Here is a 17,443-nt window from a genome sequence, read left to right on the forward strand (position 1 = left end):
CTAAAAAAAACAACAAAAAAATAATAAATGTGTTTTTTACGTTTATTAATGATGTAAATAAAAAAAATATTTTACATTTGGTATTTATAATTTATTTTGAATCTAAAATTTTACCACAAAGCATTAACTAAATAAACCACAAACAATGAACCAAACCCTTTCTTTTGCTGATTATGCAGTATTTATCATTTATTTTATAGTAGTATCTGTTTACGGATATGTAATTTATCGAAAACGAGAAAAAAACGAGCATGATGCCAAGGCGTATTTCTTAGCAGAAGGCTCTTTAACCTGGTGGGCTATTGGGGCATCATTAATTGCATCAAATATTTCTGCTGAGCAGTTTATAGGGATGAGTGGAGAAGGATTCTTCTTAGGTATTGCCGTTGCAGCTTACGAATGGATAGCGGCAATAGCTTTAATTATTGTTGCGGTGTGGTTTATTCCAGTGTATTTGAAAAACAAAATTTATACCATGCCTCAGTTTTTAACTACGAGATACAATGAATCAACCGCTTTAATTATGGCTGTTTTTTGGTTGTTTTTGTATGTTTTTGTAAATCTAACTTCTATCCTATATTTAGGAGCTGTTGCTATTAATGGTTTAGCTGGAGGTGAGTATTTGCATGCGATAATGATTGGATTGGCTGTTTTTGCTTTATTGATTTCTTTAGGAGGGATGAAGGTAGTGGCTTATACTGATGTAATACAGGTTGCAGTTTTAATTATTGGAGGTTTGGTAACTTCGTACATTGCATTAACAACTGTATCTCATTATTTTGGTTTTGGTCAAGATGCAATAGCAGGATTTAATGTTTTAATGGAAAAAGCACCAGAACATTTCAAAATGATTATTCCGGAGCCAACAGCAGCTTCTTCTCAAAATGATATTAATAAATACTTAACCTTTCCAGGATTAATGTCTTATTTAGCAGGTATTTGGATTATTAATCTTAATTATTGGGGATGTAATCAATACATTACACAAAGAGCTTTAGGCGCTGATTTGCAAACTGCTCGTACAGGAATATTATTTGCTGGTTTCTTAAAATTATTGATGCCACTAATTGTAATGTTACCTGGTATTGCTGCTTTTGTATTATATGAAAACGGACATTTACCTCAATTAGTAGGAGGAAAAGATGGGGCGTATTCAGCTATGTTAACATTTTTGCCTACAGGTTTAAAAGGACTTTCTGTTGCAGCATTGACTGCCGCAATTGTGGCTTCTTTAGCTGGAAAAGTAAACAGTATTTCCACTATTTATACTTTAGATGTTCACAAAAAATACATTCAAAAAAATGCCTCAGATAACAGTCAGGTAAATATTGGAAAATATGCTGTTTTTGCAGCAATGATTTTAGCTGTAGTATTTACTTGGGATGATCTTTTAGGAATAGGTGGAGAAGGAGGTTTTACTTTCATTCAAAAATATACGGGATTCATTAGTCCGGGAGTATTTGCAATGTTTATATTAGGAATGTTTTGGAAAAGAACCACAGGAACGGCAGCAATTGTTGGGGTAATTGCAGGATTTGTATTGTCTGTTTTATTTAATGAAATGGCTCCATCTTTATTCGGAAATGAAACACTTTTATATACAGCTTATGCTAATGGTAAAGGAGGCTTTGAGATTCCGTTTCATATTTGTATGGGATTGTCTTTTATGTTTACGATGTTACTTATGATAGGAGTAAGTTTATTGGGTCCAAAAGTAAATCCAAAAGCTTTTGAATTAGATACAGAAATGTTCAAACTTAAACCCCAAACTACCGTTTTAATTGTAATTACTTTATTAGTAATTTTTGCCTTGTATGCAAAATTCTGGTAATCAGACAAAAGTCTTTAGTAGAATGTCGCTTGAAAATCCTTATTTTGATTTTTGGGTGACATTCTATTTACAATATTATTTTTTTCTCTTCAAAAAGAAATAATAGTATAAAAAAACTTGTATTCTAAATTTTTACAATTACATTTGTGTAATCGATTACATTTTTATTTTTAAAATTAAATCAAGTAGATATTAACAACCAAATAATACCAATCTATGAACAAAATCACTACGCCTAAAGGAAATTTTCGTTGGACCATTTGTGGCCTACTTTTTTTTGCTACCACTATTAATTATTTAGACAGACAAGTACTTTCTTTAACATGGAGTGATTTTATTGCGCCAGAATTTCATTGGACTAACAATGATTATGGAAATATAACTGCTTTGTTTTCTATTTTTTATGCGGTTTCATTGTTATTTGCAGGAAGATTAGTAGATATATTAGATACCAAAAAAGGATTTCTTTGGGCTATCGGAGTTTGGTCATTTGGAGCCTGTTTGCATGCTTTTGCAGGGATTGCTACTTCTGGAATTTTAACTGGAAATTGGTTGGTAGGTTTTGAAGGGGCAAAAGAAGCCATTCATACTGTTAATGATACTGGGATGGTTATTTCGACGAGTGTAACTTTATTTATTTTGGCTCGTTTTGTTTTGGCAGTAGGTGAGGCTGGGAATTTTCCAGCTGCAATTAAAACCACGGCAGAATATTTTCCTAAAAAAGACAGGGCTTTTTCTACAAGTATATTTAATTCGGGAGCTACCGTTGGGGCATTGGCTGCGCCAATTACAATTCCGTTTATCGCAGAAGCTTTTGGTTGGGAAATGTCTTTTATCATTATCGGAGCCTTAGGTTTTGTATGGATGGGATTTTGGGTGTTTTTATATGATAAGCCTGAAAATCATTCGAAAGTTAGCGCAGAAGAATTGGAATATATTCAACAAGATGTAATTGCAGATAGTAAATTGGCAGGTTATGTAGCTGAAACAGCTACCAAAGTAAGTTTAAAAGATTGTTTTCGATACAAACAAACATGGGCTTTTGCCTTTGGTAAGTTTATGACGGATGGAGTTTGGTGGTTCTTTTTATTTTGGACGCCAGCGTATTTGAGTTCTGTGTATGAAATGGATGCTACGGAAGCTGCCTTGCCGTTATTTGTATTGTATATGATTACTTTACTGTCTATTATTGGCGGATGGTTGCCGACTTATTTTGTAGAAAAGAAAGGAATGAATCCGTACGATGGAAGAATGAAAGCGATGTTGATTTTTGCTTTTTTTCCTCTTTTGGCTTTAATAGCACAGCCTTTAGGACATTATACCTATTGGTTGCCCGTAATTATTATTGGTATTGCAGGTGCTGCTCATCAGTCTTGGTCGGCTAATATTTTTACCACCGTAGGCGATATGTTTCCTAAAAAAGCCATTGCTACTGTAACAGGAATTGGAGGATTAGCAGGAGGACTAGGTTCTACTTTAATCAATAAAGGATCAGGAGTTTTGTTTGATTATACAAAAGAAACCAATATGTCTTTTATGGGATTTGAAGGTATCGAAGCAGGATATTTCATTATATTTTCTATTTGTGCCGTTTGTTATTTAATTGGCTGGACGGTAATGAAAGCCTTAGTGCCAAAGTACAGTCCAATAACTGATTTATAAATTTAAAAAGAAATTTTAGTACAACTAAATAAATAGAGAATGACAAATTTTGAATTTAGATACGCATCACATCCAAAAGATGCCAATACATATAATACGAATGAATTAAGAGAGCATTTCTTGATTGAAACGCTTTTTGTTGCCAATCAAATACAACTTACTTATTCCATGTATGATAGATACATAGTAGGGGGAATAATGCCTGTAGACAAAAGTTTGAAACTGGAAACAATTCCGTATTTGAAGTCAGAGCATTTTCTTGACCGAAGAGAATTAGGAATTATCAATGTAGGTGGAAGCGGTAAAGTAACAGTAGATGGAGTTGATTATTTTTTAGAGAAAAAAGAAGCCTTGTATGTAGGTCAAGGTTGTAAAGACGTGCTTTTTTCTGCTACTAATGGAGAACAACCTTTGTTTTATATTAATTCGGCACCTGCGCATCATAAATTTCCTAACAAGAAAGTGACTAAAGAAAATGCAGAAATTGTGCATTTGGGTGAAGAGAAATTTGCCAATAAAAGAATCATCAATAAATTGATTGTCAACAGTGTCGTGGAAACGTGCCAATTACAAATGGGATTAACGGAATTGTTGCCTGGAAATATTTGGAATACGATGCCATCGCACACTCACAATAGACGTATGGAAGCTTATTTTTACTTTGATTTAGAAGAAGGCCAAACTATCAGTCATTTTATGGGCGAACCTCAAAACACGCGACATATTTTTATGCAAAATAATCAAGCGGTATTGTCTCCAGAATGGTCGATTCACTCCGGAGCAGGAACGGCAAACTACTCTTTTATTTGGGGAATGGCGGGTGAGAATTTGGATTATGGTGATATGGATATAGTAGCACCAAACGAATTACGATAGGCTATGAATGATTTATTTGATGTAAAAGGGAAAATTGCCTTAATTACCGGAAGTACACACGGTTTAGGTATGGCAATGGCAAAAGGTCTAGGTCAGGCAGGAGCGACAATAGTTGTTAATGGAAATTCATCGCAACAAAAAATTGACGAGGCAGTACAATTGCTTCAAAGCGAAGGAATTAATGCGGTCGGATATAAATTTAATGTGACCGATGAAAAAGAAGTAATTGCTTCGGTTCAAAAGATTGAATCAGAAGTAGGTCCTATCCAGATTTTGATCAACAATGCTGGTATCATTAAAAGAATTCCAATATTAGAAATGGAGGTTTCTGATTTTAGAGAAGTTATTGATATTGATTTAGTAAGTCCTTTTATTGTTTCAAAACAGGTGGCAAAAGGGATGATTGAAAGACGTCAAGGAAAAATTATTAATATCTGTTCTATGATGAGCGAATTAGGTCGCAATACCGTATCAGCTTATGCAGCCGCTAAAGGTGGTCTGAAAATGTTGACTAAAAATATGGCAACTGAATGGGCTAAATACAATGTCCAAATTAACGGAATTGGTCCGGGTTATTTTGCTACCGAACAAACAGAACCTATCCGAGTAGATGGACACCCTTTTAACGAATTTATCATTAATAGAACTCCTGCAGCCAAATGGGGAGATCCTAGTGACTTAACTGGAGCAACTATTTTTTTATCATCTAAGGCGAGTGACTTCGTAAACGGTCATATTTTATATGTTGACGGAGGAATTTTAGCCACTATTGGTAAACCTTCAAACGAGAATTAATTATTTTAAGAAATAACATGAGCACAACATTCATACACGATAATTTTTTATTAGAGAATAAATACGCGGAAGAATTATACCATAATTATTCTAAAAATCAGCCTATCATTGATTACCACAACCATTTATCGCCGCAGTTTATTGCAGAGGATAAAATTTTTGATAACGTAGCCAAAGTTTGGATTAATGGCGATCATTACAAATGGCGCGCCATGCGAACTTTAGGGGTGAATGAACAATTCATTACGGGTAATGGTTCTGATAAAGACAAGTTTATGAATTGGGCTAAAACAGTTCCGTATACCATGCGTAATCCTTTGTATCATTGGACGCATTTAGAACTAGCGCGCTATTTTGACATCTACGATTTATTGAATGAAAAATCGGCGGAGAAAATTTATGAAGCCGCTTCTGCCAAAATTAATTCGGCACAATACAGCACACAGAATTTGCTTCGCAAAGTCAATGCTGAATTTGTTTGTACCACCGAAGATCCGATTGATAATTTAGAGTACCACCAACAATTAGCTAAAAGTGCTTTTGAAGTTAAAGTGAGTACTGCATTTAGACCTGATAGAGCTATTTTAATTAGCAATGACGGTTACAATGACTACATTAATACTTTAGGAGAAGTAGCTGGTGTTTCAATCAACACCTATGCTGATTTATGTACGGCACTTCGAAATAGAATTGACTACTTCGATAAAAACGGTTGTAAGTTGTGCGACCATGGTTTGGATCAAGTCTATTTTGAAAACTATACTGAAAGTGAAGTCAATGCTATTTTCAAAAAGAAACGAGACAATGTGACACTTACGAATGAAGAAGCATTGAAATTCCAAAGCGCCATCTTATTCTTCTTATTTGAAACCTATCATGAATTTGGTTGGGTACAACAATTGCATTTAGGTGCTTTACGAAATAATAATGCACGTATGCACCGAATTTTAGGACCTGACACGGGTTGGGATTCTATTGGTGATTATCCACAAGCACAAAAATTATCCGGATTTTTAAATGCTTTAGATAGTAAAGATAAATTGGCTAAAACAATTATTTACAATTTGAATCCAGCCGACAACGAAGTCATGGCAACGATGATTGGTAATTTCAATGATGGTAGCGTTAAAGGTAAAGTGCAGTTTGGTTCTGGATGGTGGTTTTTAGACCAAAAAGACGGAATGACGAAACAATTGAATGCCTTGTCAAATATGGGGCTTATTAGCTGTTTCATCGGAATGTTAACCGATTCAAGAAGCTTTTTATCTTTTCCAAGACACGAATATTTTAGACGTATTTTGTGTAATCTTTTAGGAGATGAAATCCAAAGAGGGGAATTGCCTAATGATATGGAATGGATAGGGAAAATGGTTTCGGATATTAGTTATCATAACGCAAAAGAGTATTTCAAATTTTAATTGGATAGAGTTATGAGCAAAGTAGTCACTTTTGGCGAAATTATGTTGCGCCTTTCAACAGATAGTCATTTGCGTTTTGAACAAGCAAAAGGCTTTACAGCTACTTATGGTGGTGGTGAATTTAACGTGGCAGTTTCTTTGGCCAATTATGGTGCGAATGCGGAGTTTGTAACACGAATTCCAAACAACGAAATAGGAACTTGCGCTTTAAAAGAAATGCGTAAAATGAATGTTGAATCTAAAAATGTCATTTTTGGAGGTGAGCGTTTAGGTATTTATTTTTTAGAAACAGGTTCAGGAGTACGAGGGAGTAATGTAGTCTATGACCGTGCTCATAGTGCTATGGCTACCCTTGAAAAAGGAATGATTGATTGGGTAAAAGTATTACAGGGTGCTACTTGGTTTCATTGGAGTGGTATTACGCCAGCCATATCGGAGTCGGCTGCTCAAGCGTGTTTGGAAGCGGTAAAAGCAGCACATCAATTAGGTTTGACCATTTCTTGCGATTTGAATTATAGATCTAAATTATGGCAATACGGAAAAACTCCAAGCGATGTAATGCCTGAATTATTACACTACACGAATGTCATTTTAGGTGATATTGATACGGCTTATTTTATGTTAGGTCAAGCCAAAGTAAATCCAGATTATCAGGATACGACTTCATTGCCGGTTTTGTATGACAAGGTGTTTAAACTTTGTCCAAATTTAAAAACAATGGCTACTACGTTGCGCTATTCTGTAAGTGCTTCACATCAAAGAATAGGGGGAATTCTATACGATGGAAAATCCATCTATAATTCGGCTGTACGGGAAGTAACTCCAGTAGTAGATCGCGTAGGAAGTGGAGATGCTTTTATGGGTGGATTAATTTTTGGTTTATTAGAATACACAAACGATATTCAAAAAGCACTAGACTTTGCTGTAACTGCTTGTTGTTTAAAACACAGTATAGCGGGCGATTATAATTTAGTTACTTTAAAAGAAGTAGAAGATAGACTAGATGGCAATGGTGCCGCACTAGTTTCAAGATAAAATAAAAATATGAGTACTGTACAAAAAATAACAGCGGCAATTATTCAACAAGGAATGCTCCCATTATATTATAATGAGGATGAAAATGTAACCATTGAGGTGTTGAGAGCTATTTATAGAGGAGGGATTAAAGCGGTTGAGTATACTAGTCGCGGTGAGGCAGCTTTGCAAAATTTCATTAAAATGATTGAAGTTCGAAATGCTGAAATGCCTGATTTATTATTGGGAATTGGAACCATTAAAAATGTACAACAAGCCGCAGCGTATTATAATGTTGGTGCTGACTTTTTTATCAGCCCTGGATTTGTTCCTGAAGTAGCTTCGTTTTTGATAAGTAAAGGAGCCTTATATAGTCCAGGCTGTATGACGCCAACAGAAATTATTGCTGCTGAAAATGCAGGAGTAACTTTTATAAAATTATTCCCTGGCAATATGTTAGGTCCTGATTATTTGAGTAGTATCAAAGATATTTTTCCAAAATTAGTATTTATGCCAACAGGTGGTGTGGATACTACACATGAGAATATTGAAGCTTGGTTTAAAGCAGGTGTTTCTGCAGTGGGGATGGGAAGCAAATTAATCAGCAAAAAGTTAATGGCTGATAAAGCGTACGCAACTATCGAATCAGAAACAAAAAAAGTATTGGATTTAGTACAATCCGTAAGAACTAATTTATAGCACATTGGAAACTAATTTTTCATTACAAGATAAAGTAATCATAGTAACTGGAGGAACAGGAATACTGGGAGGTGCCTTCGTAGAAGGTATTGCTGCTGCTGGGGGTATTGTAGGAATTCTAGGCAGAAATGAAAAAGTGGCCAATGAGAGAGCTAGTGCGATACAACAAAAAGGAGGTCGTGCTTTGGCATTAATTGCCGATGTTACTAATGAAGCTCAATTAGAAGTTGCTTGCCAGCAAATGCTTTCCACATTTGGAAAAATAGATGGATTAGTCAATGCAGCAGGGGGTAATATTCCTGATGCTGTTGTTCAGCCCAATCAAGATGTTTTCGAATTGAATATAGGGGCTTTACAAGAGGTAGTTCAACTGAATTTATTTGGAACAGTACTACCGACACAAGTATTTGGAAAAGCAATCAAGGACAATGGTTCGGGAAGTATTGTCAATATTTCCTCTATAACGTCATTAATTACGATTACAAAAGTATTAGGATATAGTATGGCGAAGTCGGCTATTGAGTCGTATACGAAATGGTTTGCAATAGAATTAGCCAATAGATATGGAGATACAATTCGGATGAATGCGATTGCTCCCGGTTTTTTTCTAACAGAACAGAATAGAACGTTATTAACTAATCCTGACGGAAGTTTGACAGAAAGAGGTAATTTAATTATAAAAAATACTCCTTATAAGAGATTTGGAAGCCCAGAAGAATTGAATGGTGCTTTAGTTTGGTTGTTAAGTGATGCTTCAAAATTTGTCACAGGTACCACCATTACAGTGGATGGAGGATTTACAATTTTTGGAGGAGTGTAAATAAAAATTTTAATAAGCGACTTGCAATTATATTTTTTTAAATTTTCTATAATTCCTCTAATAGTGAATATAAGAAGATAGAAAGTGAGTCGTTTATTTTAGTAAGCAAAAAAATAATAATTTAAAGGTCATATAGAAATACAAAATGGAAAAGTTAAATAGAAATAGTACAGGTTTAGAAAATAAGCTTCCTATTAAAGTAGTGCAATTTGGTGAAGGAAATTTTTTAAGAGCCTTTGTTGATTATGCTTTTCAAAGATTAAACAATGAAGTTGATTTCAATGCTGGTATTGCAGTTGTTCAGCCATTGAAAGAGGGTATGGTAAATATGATTAACGATCAGGATGGTTTATATACTCTTTTTATGAACGGAATCAAAAAAGGAGAAAAAATTCAAGATATCCAGTTGATTTCCAATATTGTAAAAGCTATTAATCCCTATAGTAATTTTGCAGATTATTTAGCATTAGCTAAAGAGTCAGCACTTCAGTTTATTGTTTCAAATACTACTGAAGCAGGAATTGAATTTCTTGATACAGACACTCCGGATATGCAGCCGCCAGCAGCGTTTCCTGCTAAATTAACCCTTTTATTACAAGAAAGATTCAAACACTTCAATGGAGATCCTTCAAAAGCAGTAACTATCATTCCTTGTGAATTGATAGATTACAACTCTGAAACATTAAAAAAATGCATCTTACAATACTGTGATTTATGGAATTTAGATGCTGCATTTAAGAAATGGGTTTCGGAAGATTGTACCTATCACAGTACTTTGGTTGACAGAATCGTTCCTGGATACCCAAGAGCTGAAATTGAAGAGTACAATAGCAAATTAGATTATCAAGATAACTTAATCGTTGCTGCTGAACCATTTTTCCTTTGGGCTATTGAAGGAGGAGAAGATTTGAAAGCAAAACTTCCATTCGATAAAACAGATTTGAACGTGAAGATTGTTGACGATATTCGTCCTTTCAAAATGATTAAAGTTCGTATTTTGAATGGTGCACACACAGCAATGGTTCCCGTTTCTCTTTTATTTGGTAACAAATTAGTTATGGAAACAGTTAATGGAAGTTTTACTGGACCGTTTGTTGATAATGTGATCGCTGAAATTAGCGAAACGCTACCGATGGATAAAAATGAAATTACTGCTTATGCTGAAGAGGTAATGGATCGTTTTAGAAATCCATTTATTAAGCATGCATTAGCTGATATTGCTTTAAATTCAATCTCAAAATTCAAAGTAAGAGTTTTGCCAAGTTTGTTAGGTTATTATACAACTACTAAAAAATTGCCTACTAGTTTGACTTTTTCATTAGCTTGTTTAATCCAATTTTATAAAGGAACTTGGAACAATGAAGCTTTACCGGTAAAAGACAGTCCGGAATTAGTTGAAGCATTCAAAAAAGCCTGGGAATTAGGAAATTTGGAATCAGTTGTAGCTGCAGTTTTAGCTAATACAGATTTCTGGGATGAAGATTTAAACAAGGTTGAAGGACTTTTACAAGCATTAGTTCTTGCCTTAAATGAAATCGAGGCTAACGGTATAGAACAAGGTTACATTAATTTTAGCCAAAAACAGTAATTTTATTATGAATCAATTACAGTAATTATCATGCAAAAAAAATTAATAAAAGTAGACCCTACTGACAATGTAGCTGTAGCTTTAGTGAACCTAGTTGCTGGAGAAACTATTGCATTTGAAGGAGAAGACGTTGTAGTATTATCAGATACTAAAATGAAGCATAAGATTGCGATGAAAGATTTTGAATCTGGAGACAAAATTATTATGTATGGTGTAATTGTTGGAAAAGCAAGTCAAACAATTGCTAAAGGAGATGTAATTACTACTGCAAATGTTAAACACGAAAGTGCTAAAGTAACAGGTAAAACAGATACGATTGGCTGGGAAGTTCCTAATGTAGACCAATGGAAAGATAAAACTTTCATGGGGTATCATAGAACAGATGGTCAGGTTGGAACAGAAAATGTTTGGTTGTTTTTTCCATTGGTATTCTGTGAAAACAGAAATATCGAAATCTTAAAAGGAATTTTTGAAAAAGAATTAAAAAAACCAAAAGAAAACGATTACCAATTGTTGCTTCGCTCTTTAGTGAATTCTGAAACAGGAGCTGATGATGCAGTTACAAAATCAGCAGAAATTGATTTATTTGAAAATATTGATGTGAAATTTATTCAGCACCAAGGAGGTTGTGGTGGAATTCGTCAGGATTCTCACTCATTAGCTAAGCTTTTAGCTGGATACGTGAACAATCCCAACGTGGCTGGCGCTACTGTTTTAAGTTTGGGTTGTCAAAACCTGCAAATTTCTATTTTCCAAGATGCTATGAAAGCGATTAATCCAAACAGCGATAAGCCTGTTTTGATTTACGATCAACAATCTATTGGAACAATCGAAGAAATGTTGAGTACTGTAGTAAAAGATTCTTTTGCTGCAATTAAAGAAGCTAATAAAATTGTTAGAAAACCAGCTCCGTTATCTAAATTAACAATTGGATTAGAGTGTGGTGGTTCGGATGGATTCTCTGGAATTTCAGCTAACCCAACATTAGGTGTTTTATCTGATAAATTAGTGGCATTAGGGGGTACTACAATCCTTTCTGAATTCCCAGAATTATGTGGAGTGGAACAGGAATTAGTAAATCGTTGTATAGATGATAAAGATGGGGAACGTTTCTTAGAATTAATGAAATGGTATGAAAAATCTGTGGTTGATGCCGGTTCGGGTTTTGATATGAATCCATCTCCAGGTAACATCAAAGACGGTTTGATTACAGATGCAATGAAATCAGCAGGAGCTTCTAAAAAAGGAGGAACTTCTCCAATTGTAGGAGTTTACGATTATGGAGAATACATTAACGAGCCAGGGTTTACATTGTTATGTACTCCAGGAAATGACGTTGAGTGTACTACTGCAATGGTAGGTTCAGGTGCAAATATGGTATTATTTACAACAGGTTTAGGAACTCCAACAGGAAATCCAATTGCTCCAGTTGTAAAAGTATCATCGAACACTCAATTGGCTAATAAAATGTCTGATATTATCGATTTTAACACGGGTGAAATTATTACAGGTGAAAAATCGATTGAAGAAACGGCAGACGAAATGTTAGAATATATTATTAAAGTAGCTAGTGGAGAAATTAAAACTAAAGCGGCTATTTTAAACCAAAATGATTTTATCCCTTGGAAAAGAGGAGTGTCTTTATAGCACTGCAAAATGGCCTATAAATAGGTAAATAAAAAAGGAGAGCTCAAGCTCTCCTTTTTTATTGGTTTTGTCTATTGGAAGATTTTCGGGTAAGTAATTTTGGAACTAAAACTACTTTTTTCTCAACCTTTGAATTATCATTATTGTTGATTTGTTCTAGAAAAACTTTGGCTGCCATTTTTCCCATTTCCATAGGGGATTGATCTACGGAAGAAATAGATAATTCCATGAATTTTGTAAAAGGCTCATTACCAAATCCTACTACACAAAAATCGTTTGGAATTTTAAATCCTTGCTCTTTTACTTCCTGTATAGCGCCTAGTCCAGCAAAATCACTGGATGAAAATATGGCGTCTGGAGGAGTGTCTAATTGAAGCAGTGTTTTAGCGGCGTTTATCCCAGCGTCAACATTACTTTTAGTTCGTAATACATATTTTTCATTGAATTTTAGACCATTATCAACTAATGCCTGTTTGTAGCCTTTAAAACGATTTTTATAGATTTCTAGGGATTGATCTCCTGCAAGGTGGGCTATTTTTGTACAACCTTCCTCGATCAAATGTTTTGTCGCAGCATAACCTCCCTCGAAGTCGTTAATAGTAACAGAACTAACACCATCTAGATTTAATTTTCTATCAAAAAATATTAGCGGAACACTTTTGCTAATTACTCGTTTAATAACAAGTTCGTTTTCCTTGGTTACGTTTGAAATTGACATTAATATTCCGTCTACTTGGGCGTTTAAAAGGGTGTTGATATTTTCAATTTCCCTTTTTTCATCTTCATGTGTTTGACAAATGATAACATGGTAGCCCTCAGGGTGTAATTCTTCTTCAATACCACGAATTACCGAAGCAAAAAAGTTACTGTCAATCCTGGGCACAATCACACCTACATTATTACTTTTTCCACTACGTAGTGCTTGTGCTAATTTATTTTGTTTGTAATTCATTGTAGTCGCAGTATCTAAGACTAGTTTTCTAGTTGCTGGACTAATTTTAGGATTATTGTTTAAAGCTCTGGAAACAGTTGCTGCTGTTATATCGAGTTTTTTGGCAATATCATAAATAGTAACTTTTTCAGACATTTTGTAGATTAATGTATAGATTGGTAAAAGTAGCAAAAATAATTTTTAATGTTATCGATTACAATTACTTATTATAAAAAAACAACTTTGTTCTGAAAACACATTTGAAATTGGATTATATTCATGCTAATTGTTAGATTTTTGTGTTTGTCTAATTACTAAAGCAGAAAAATAAAATTAACTGTATTTTTTTTAATCCTTTTTTGTTTATTTTGAAATTTATGATTAGGTTTGTGTAATCGATTGCATTAATTAAAACAGTATAGATAATGAATAATAATTCCCATCCCTTTTTTTTAAATAAAGTTAAATCTAGTTTTTTACTTTTAGTAGCTCTTTCAGTATTTTGTACTATGACTTCTCAGGCGCAACAAACAATTACTTCAAAAGACGCGTGGGCAAAATTTCCTGAAATTATTAAAGGGATTACGACTCCTGTATTTCAGGATAAAGTTTTCAATATTTTGGATTTTGGCGCACGTCCTGATGGTGTTTTTGATAATACAGTAGCCATCAAGAAGGCAATAGAAAAATGTACAAAAAAAGGTGGAGGTGTTGTTTTGGTACCTGCTGGAAAATACTTTACAGGTCCAATTCATTTGGATAATAATGTGAACCTACATTTAGCTGAGGGGGCTGAAATTTTGTTTAATACCGACCCTGCAGTTTTCCCAATAGTACATACCACGTTTGAAGGAACTGAATGCATGAATTATTCGCCATTAATCTATGCTTATAATAAACAAAATGTGGCTGTTACTGGAAAAGGGACTTTGAATGGACAGAGTAGTAATGAAAAATGGTGGCCATGGTGTAGTAGTGCTAGATACGGTTGGAAAAAAGATACTCCAAATCAAAAAGAGGATGTGTATAAATTAATGGATTTAGCAGATAAAAACGTTCCAGTTTCAGAAAGAATTTTTGGTAAAGGACATTATTTACGACCTAATTTTATAGAATTTTTTGAATGTAAAACAGTTTTGATTCAGGGGGTTCAAATAGTGAATACTCCTTTCTGGGTAATCCATCCGATGAAATCTGTAAATGTAATAGTTGATGGTGTAAGTATTAAAAGTCATGGTCCTAATAATGACGGATGTGATCCTGAATATTCTAAAAACGTATGGATTAAAAACACAACTTTTGACACAGGCGATGATTGTATTGCAATAAAATCAGGAAGAGATAATGACGGAAGACGCGTAGCAATAAAAAGTGAAAATATTATTGTTCAAGACTGCAAAATGTATGATGGCCATGGAGGAGTAACTATTGGTAGTGAAATTTCTGCGGGTGTTAGTAATGTGTATGTTGAAAATTGTGTGATGGATAGTCCAGAATTAGATAGAGCAATTAGAATAAAATCGAACTCACGAAGAGGAGGTTTAGTTGAAAATGTATTCGTACGTAATATTAAAGTAGGAGAAGTAAAGGAGTCTGTTTTAGGTATTGATCTACACTATGGGGTTCATGGTAATCAGACAGGTACGTTTATGCCACAAGTGCAAAATATTTTTATTGAAAATACGACTGTTAAAAATGGCGGATTGTATGGTATTTTAGCAAAAGGGCATAAAGGATTTCCAATTAAGAACATTCGATTTCAAGATGTTATAATTGAAAAAGTGGAGACAGATTATTTAATAGAAAATGTTGAAGGTGTAAAATTAGTCAATACTTATATTAATGGGCATTTGATGGAAAGTCCTAAAAACAATTAGGACAAATAATAATAAAAAGATTTTTAGTATTTTAGGGTTTATTTTATCGGGGGCTGATTTATAATCGTGTCCCCTTTTTTAAAATTAAATATTTATACAATGAAAACAAAAGGATTTATAATAGTGCTTTTAAGTTTGGTTTCAGTTCAATTCAATTTGATTTTTAGCCAATCACCAAATCAAAAAACCTACGCAGAAGTTTCTGTAAAAGAAGGAGGGAAATGGGAAGGTAGAAAATACATTGGTGGAACATTTAAGAATGTTCAAAAATTGAAATTAGCCTCCGAACATACAGACCATTCTTTTGATATACGATACGAAGGACCAGGATGGGAAAGTAATAAAATTGGATACCGATTGTATTTGGATTGGCGTAATGCGATTGATATTTTTGGTAAAAAAACAGAATCTATTATTTTGCCAAAAGTAGGTCAAGATGGTTTCGATTCGTATCACGAAATGCAAGATTGGGGATCAGATATATTAAAGGCAGGAAAAGGAATAGGTATAGGTTCAATCGATCGTTATTTGAATAAGGAGAGATTGCATTTTTATGAAGTGGATTCGACCATAGCTACAATCGAAAACACGCCTAAAAATTCTGCTGTAAAAGTGCAATATTATGGTTGGAAAACCGCTTCTGATAAAATTAATTTCACGTCCGAATTAACGATTAAGCCTAATCAACGTTATACGCAACATAGAATACATCCTTCAAAAGAAATAGAAGGAATTTGTACTGGAATAGTAAAACAAAAAAATACAGAGGTACTTAAAAAGGTAAGTCATAATAAAAAATGGGCTTATTTGGCTACCTACGGAAATCAATCCTTGGTTCCAGACCAATTAGGAATGGCTATTTTTTATCAAACCGAATCGGTTAAAGATCTAGTTGATGCAGAATTTGATTATTTGTTGCTATTTAAACCAACTACTCAAGCCGTCGATTTTTATTTTTTAGGAGCATGGGAACAAGAACCTAATGGGATTCAATCGAAAGAGGAGTTTGTCAATTATTTAGATGAAAAACTAAAAACTTTGGAAAAAAATAATACGATGTAAGATTATGAGAAAAGCAATTGTTTTTAGCTATATAATGCCGATATTTTCTTTAATGCTCTTGTTTAATCTAGACATAAAAGCTCAAGAGAGTAGTAAAACTATTCCGTCAAACTTAAAATGGTCTGAGAGAATGGCTTTTTCTATAATGGAAAGACATCCTCAAGCCTGGCAAATTGATAATCATGAAACGCCAAAGTGGGATTATAAAATTGGAATGATTTTAACGGCATATGAAAAATTATACACTAAAACGGGCAATCAACAATATCACAATTATATAAAAGAATATGCAGATACATTAATTAATGATTCTGGCGCTTTTCAAAATTTTAATCCTGAAGATCATAATATAGACTTTATCAATGCTGGGAAAATACTTTTTGGTTTGTATGACAAAACAAAAGAACAGAAGTATCGTATAGCCCTAAGAACATTAAGAAACCAATTTACTGATTACCCAAGAACTCCATCTGGCGGATTTTGGCATAAAAAAATCTACCCGAATCAGATGTGGTTGGATGGTTTGTATATGGGGCAACCATTTTATGCAAGATTTAATGCTGAATTTGAAAAAGGAGATAAATTGAACGATGTTGCTCATCAGTTTGAGTTGCTTCATGACCATACATTAGATAGAAAAACAGGGTTGTTTTTTCATGCCTATGATGAGAGCAAGCAAATGGCATGGGCTAACAAAGAAACAGGTACTGCGCCTCATATTTGGTTAAGAGCTTTGGGTTGGTACGGAATGGCGTTAGTAGATGCCTTAGATTATTTCCCTAATAACCATCCAAAAAGAAAGGAACTAATACACTACTTAAATGAATTGACCATCGCGGTTACTCAATACCAAGATGCTTCTGGATTATGGTATCAAATTCCTAATATGCCAACTAGTGAAGGGAATTATTTAGAAGCCTCAGGTTCATCAATGTTAATTTATGCCATTGCAAAAGGAGTTCACAAAGGATATTTGCCTATCGAATTTGAGAAGGTAGCACTTAAAGGTTTTGATGGATTAATTACAAAGCTTATTCGCGTTGATAATAATGGAGAAGTTCATATCACACAAGTATGTAAAAGTGCAGGACTTGGTGGAAACCCATATAGAGATGGTTCTTACAAATATTATATGAGTGAAAAAGTAATGACAGATAATTCTCATGGGCTTGGTGCTTTTTTATTGGCCGCTATAGAATTGGATAAATAAGTTTTACTCAAGA

Annotated in this window: 14 protein-coding genes; 13 read left to right on the forward strand and 1 reads right to left on the reverse strand. The window is 34.0% G+C overall.

Features of this window, described 5'->3' with window-relative positions; all coding sequences use genetic code 11:
- Positions 1-145 precede the first annotated feature (145 nt).
- The 10 genes from Q0L65_RS11875 to Q0L65_RS11920 all read left to right on the forward strand — a co-directional run bounded on the left by Q0L65_RS11875 (position 146) and on the right by Q0L65_RS11920 (position 12,350).
- On the forward strand, positions 146-1,831 hold the full coding sequence (locus Q0L65_RS11875) for a sodium/sugar symporter (RefSeq protein WP_296686617.1): 1,686 nt from the start codon (positions 146-148) through the stop codon (positions 1,829-1,831).
- 216 nt (positions 1,832-2,047) lie between these two features.
- On the forward strand, positions 2,048-3,493 hold the full coding sequence (locus tag Q0L65_RS11880; protein WP_296686619.1) for an MFS transporter: 1,446 nt from the start codon (positions 2,048-2,050) through the stop codon (positions 3,491-3,493).
- 39 nt (positions 3,494-3,532) lie between these two features.
- A complete protein-coding gene (kduI, locus tag Q0L65_RS11885) occupies positions 3,533-4,369 on the forward strand; it encodes a 5-dehydro-4-deoxy-D-glucuronate isomerase (protein WP_296686622.1) in 837 nt (278 codons plus the stop codon).
- A gap of 3 nt (positions 4,370-4,372) precedes the next feature.
- The gene (locus Q0L65_RS11890) at positions 4,373-5,164 is read left to right on the forward strand and encodes a gluconate 5-dehydrogenase (protein ID WP_296686624.1); all 792 of its coding nucleotides are present in this window, start codon (positions 4,373-4,375) and stop codon (positions 5,162-5,164) included.
- Between the two features lie 17 nt (positions 5,165-5,181).
- Positions 5,182-6,582, forward strand: coding sequence for a glucuronate isomerase (gene uxaC, locus Q0L65_RS11895; RefSeq protein ID WP_296686627.1), 1,401 nt, complete (start codon positions 5,182-5,184; stop codon positions 6,580-6,582).
- 12 nt (positions 6,583-6,594) lie between these two features.
- Positions 6,595-7,617: a sugar kinase gene (locus Q0L65_RS11900; RefSeq protein ID WP_296686631.1), complete on the forward strand. Its 1,023-nt coding sequence runs from the start codon at positions 6,595-6,597 to the stop codon at positions 7,615-7,617.
- 9 nt (positions 7,618-7,626) lie between these two features.
- On the forward strand, positions 7,627-8,295 hold the full coding sequence (locus Q0L65_RS11905; protein WP_296686633.1) for a bifunctional 4-hydroxy-2-oxoglutarate aldolase/2-dehydro-3-deoxy-phosphogluconate aldolase: 669 nt from the start codon (positions 7,627-7,629) through the stop codon (positions 8,293-8,295).
- 4 nt (positions 8,296-8,299) lie between these two features.
- The gene (locus tag Q0L65_RS11910) at positions 8,300-9,115 is read left to right on the forward strand and encodes an SDR family oxidoreductase (RefSeq protein ID WP_296686635.1); all 816 of its coding nucleotides are present in this window, start codon (positions 8,300-8,302) and stop codon (positions 9,113-9,115) included.
- A 145-nt stretch (positions 9,116-9,260) separates the two neighbouring features.
- Complete coding sequence (locus Q0L65_RS11915; protein ID WP_296686637.1) at positions 9,261-10,703, forward strand: tagaturonate reductase; 1,443 nt, start codon at positions 9,261-9,263, stop codon at positions 10,701-10,703.
- 30 nt (positions 10,704-10,733) lie between these two features.
- Entirely contained in the window at positions 10,734-12,350 is a 1,617-nt protein-coding gene (locus tag Q0L65_RS11920; protein ID WP_296686640.1) for an altronate dehydratase family protein, read from the forward strand.
- Between the two features lie 58 nt (positions 12,351-12,408).
- On the opposite strand, the gene Q0L65_RS11925 is transcribed toward Q0L65_RS11920, so the two are convergent.
- Positions 12,409-13,437, reverse strand: a complete 1,029-nt coding sequence (locus tag Q0L65_RS11925; protein ID WP_296686642.1) for a LacI family DNA-binding transcriptional regulator — start codon at positions 13,435-13,437, stop codon at positions 12,409-12,411.
- A gap of 269 nt (positions 13,438-13,706) precedes the next feature.
- Here Q0L65_RS11925 and Q0L65_RS11930 point away from each other — a divergent pair, with 269 nt between their 5' ends.
- The 3 genes from Q0L65_RS11930 (at position 13,707) to Q0L65_RS11940 (ending at position 17,430) form a co-directional block, all read left to right on the forward strand.
- Positions 13,707-15,158 (forward strand): glycoside hydrolase family 28 protein, encoded by a 1,452-nt coding sequence (locus Q0L65_RS11930; protein WP_296686644.1) that lies wholly within the window; start codon positions 13,707-13,709, stop codon positions 15,156-15,158.
- Positions 15,159-15,257: 99 nt separating this feature from the next.
- Positions 15,258-16,220 carry a DUF4861 family protein gene (locus Q0L65_RS11935; RefSeq protein ID WP_296686646.1) on the forward strand — a complete coding sequence of 321 codons (963 nt, stop codon included), beginning with the start codon at positions 15,258-15,260 and terminating at the stop codon, positions 16,218-16,220.
- Positions 16,221-16,350: 130 nt separating this feature from the next.
- Positions 16,351-17,430 (forward strand): glycoside hydrolase family 88 protein, encoded by a 1,080-nt coding sequence (locus Q0L65_RS11940; protein ID WP_296686648.1) that lies wholly within the window; start codon positions 16,351-16,353, stop codon positions 17,428-17,430.
- Positions 17,431-17,443 lie beyond the last annotated feature (13 nt).

The organism is Flavobacterium sp. (assembly GCF_024642105.1).
Taxonomy (GTDB): Bacteria; Bacteroidota; Bacteroidia; order Flavobacteriales; family Flavobacteriaceae; genus Flavobacterium.

Bases quoted from the DNA above. Each gene is read 5' to 3' on its own strand.
- Q0L65_RS11890 (WP_296686624.1), top strand. From the start codon at position 4,373: ATGAATGATTTATTTGATGTAAAAGGGAAAATTGCCTTAATTACCGGA.
- uxaC (WP_296686627.1), top strand. From the start codon at position 5,182: ATGAGCACAACATTCATACACGATAATTTTTTATTAGAGAATAAATAC.
- Q0L65_RS11875 (WP_296686617.1), top strand. From the start codon at position 146: ATGAACCAAACCCTTTCTTTTGCTGATTATGCAGTATTTATCATTTAT.
- Q0L65_RS11935 (WP_296686646.1), top strand. From the start codon at position 15,258: ATGAAAACAAAAGGATTTATAATAGTGCTTTTAAGTTTGGTTTCAGTT.
- Q0L65_RS11925 (WP_296686642.1), bottom strand. From the start codon at position 13,437: ATGTCTGAAAAAGTTACTATTTATGATATTGCCAAAAAACTCGATATA.
- Q0L65_RS11915 (WP_296686637.1), top strand. From the start codon at position 9,261: ATGGAAAAGTTAAATAGAAATAGTACAGGTTTAGAAAATAAGCTTCCT.
- kduI (WP_296686622.1), top strand. From the start codon at position 3,533: ATGACAAATTTTGAATTTAGATACGCATCACATCCAAAAGATGCCAAT.
- Q0L65_RS11905 (WP_296686633.1), top strand. From the start codon at position 7,627: ATGAGTACTGTACAAAAAATAACAGCGGCAATTATTCAACAAGGAATG.
- Q0L65_RS11930 (WP_296686644.1), top strand. From the start codon at position 13,707: ATGAATAATAATTCCCATCCCTTTTTTTTAAATAAAGTTAAATCTAGT.
- Q0L65_RS11920 (WP_296686640.1), top strand. From the start codon at position 10,734: ATGCAAAAAAAATTAATAAAAGTAGACCCTACTGACAATGTAGCTGTA.
- Q0L65_RS11880 (WP_296686619.1), top strand. From the start codon at position 2,048: ATGAACAAAATCACTACGCCTAAAGGAAATTTTCGTTGGACCATTTGT.
- Q0L65_RS11900 (WP_296686631.1), top strand. From the start codon at position 6,595: ATGAGCAAAGTAGTCACTTTTGGCGAAATTATGTTGCGCCTTTCAACA.
- Q0L65_RS11940 (WP_296686648.1), top strand. From the start codon at position 16,351: ATGGCTTTTTCTATAATGGAAAGACATCCTCAAGCCTGGCAAATTGAT.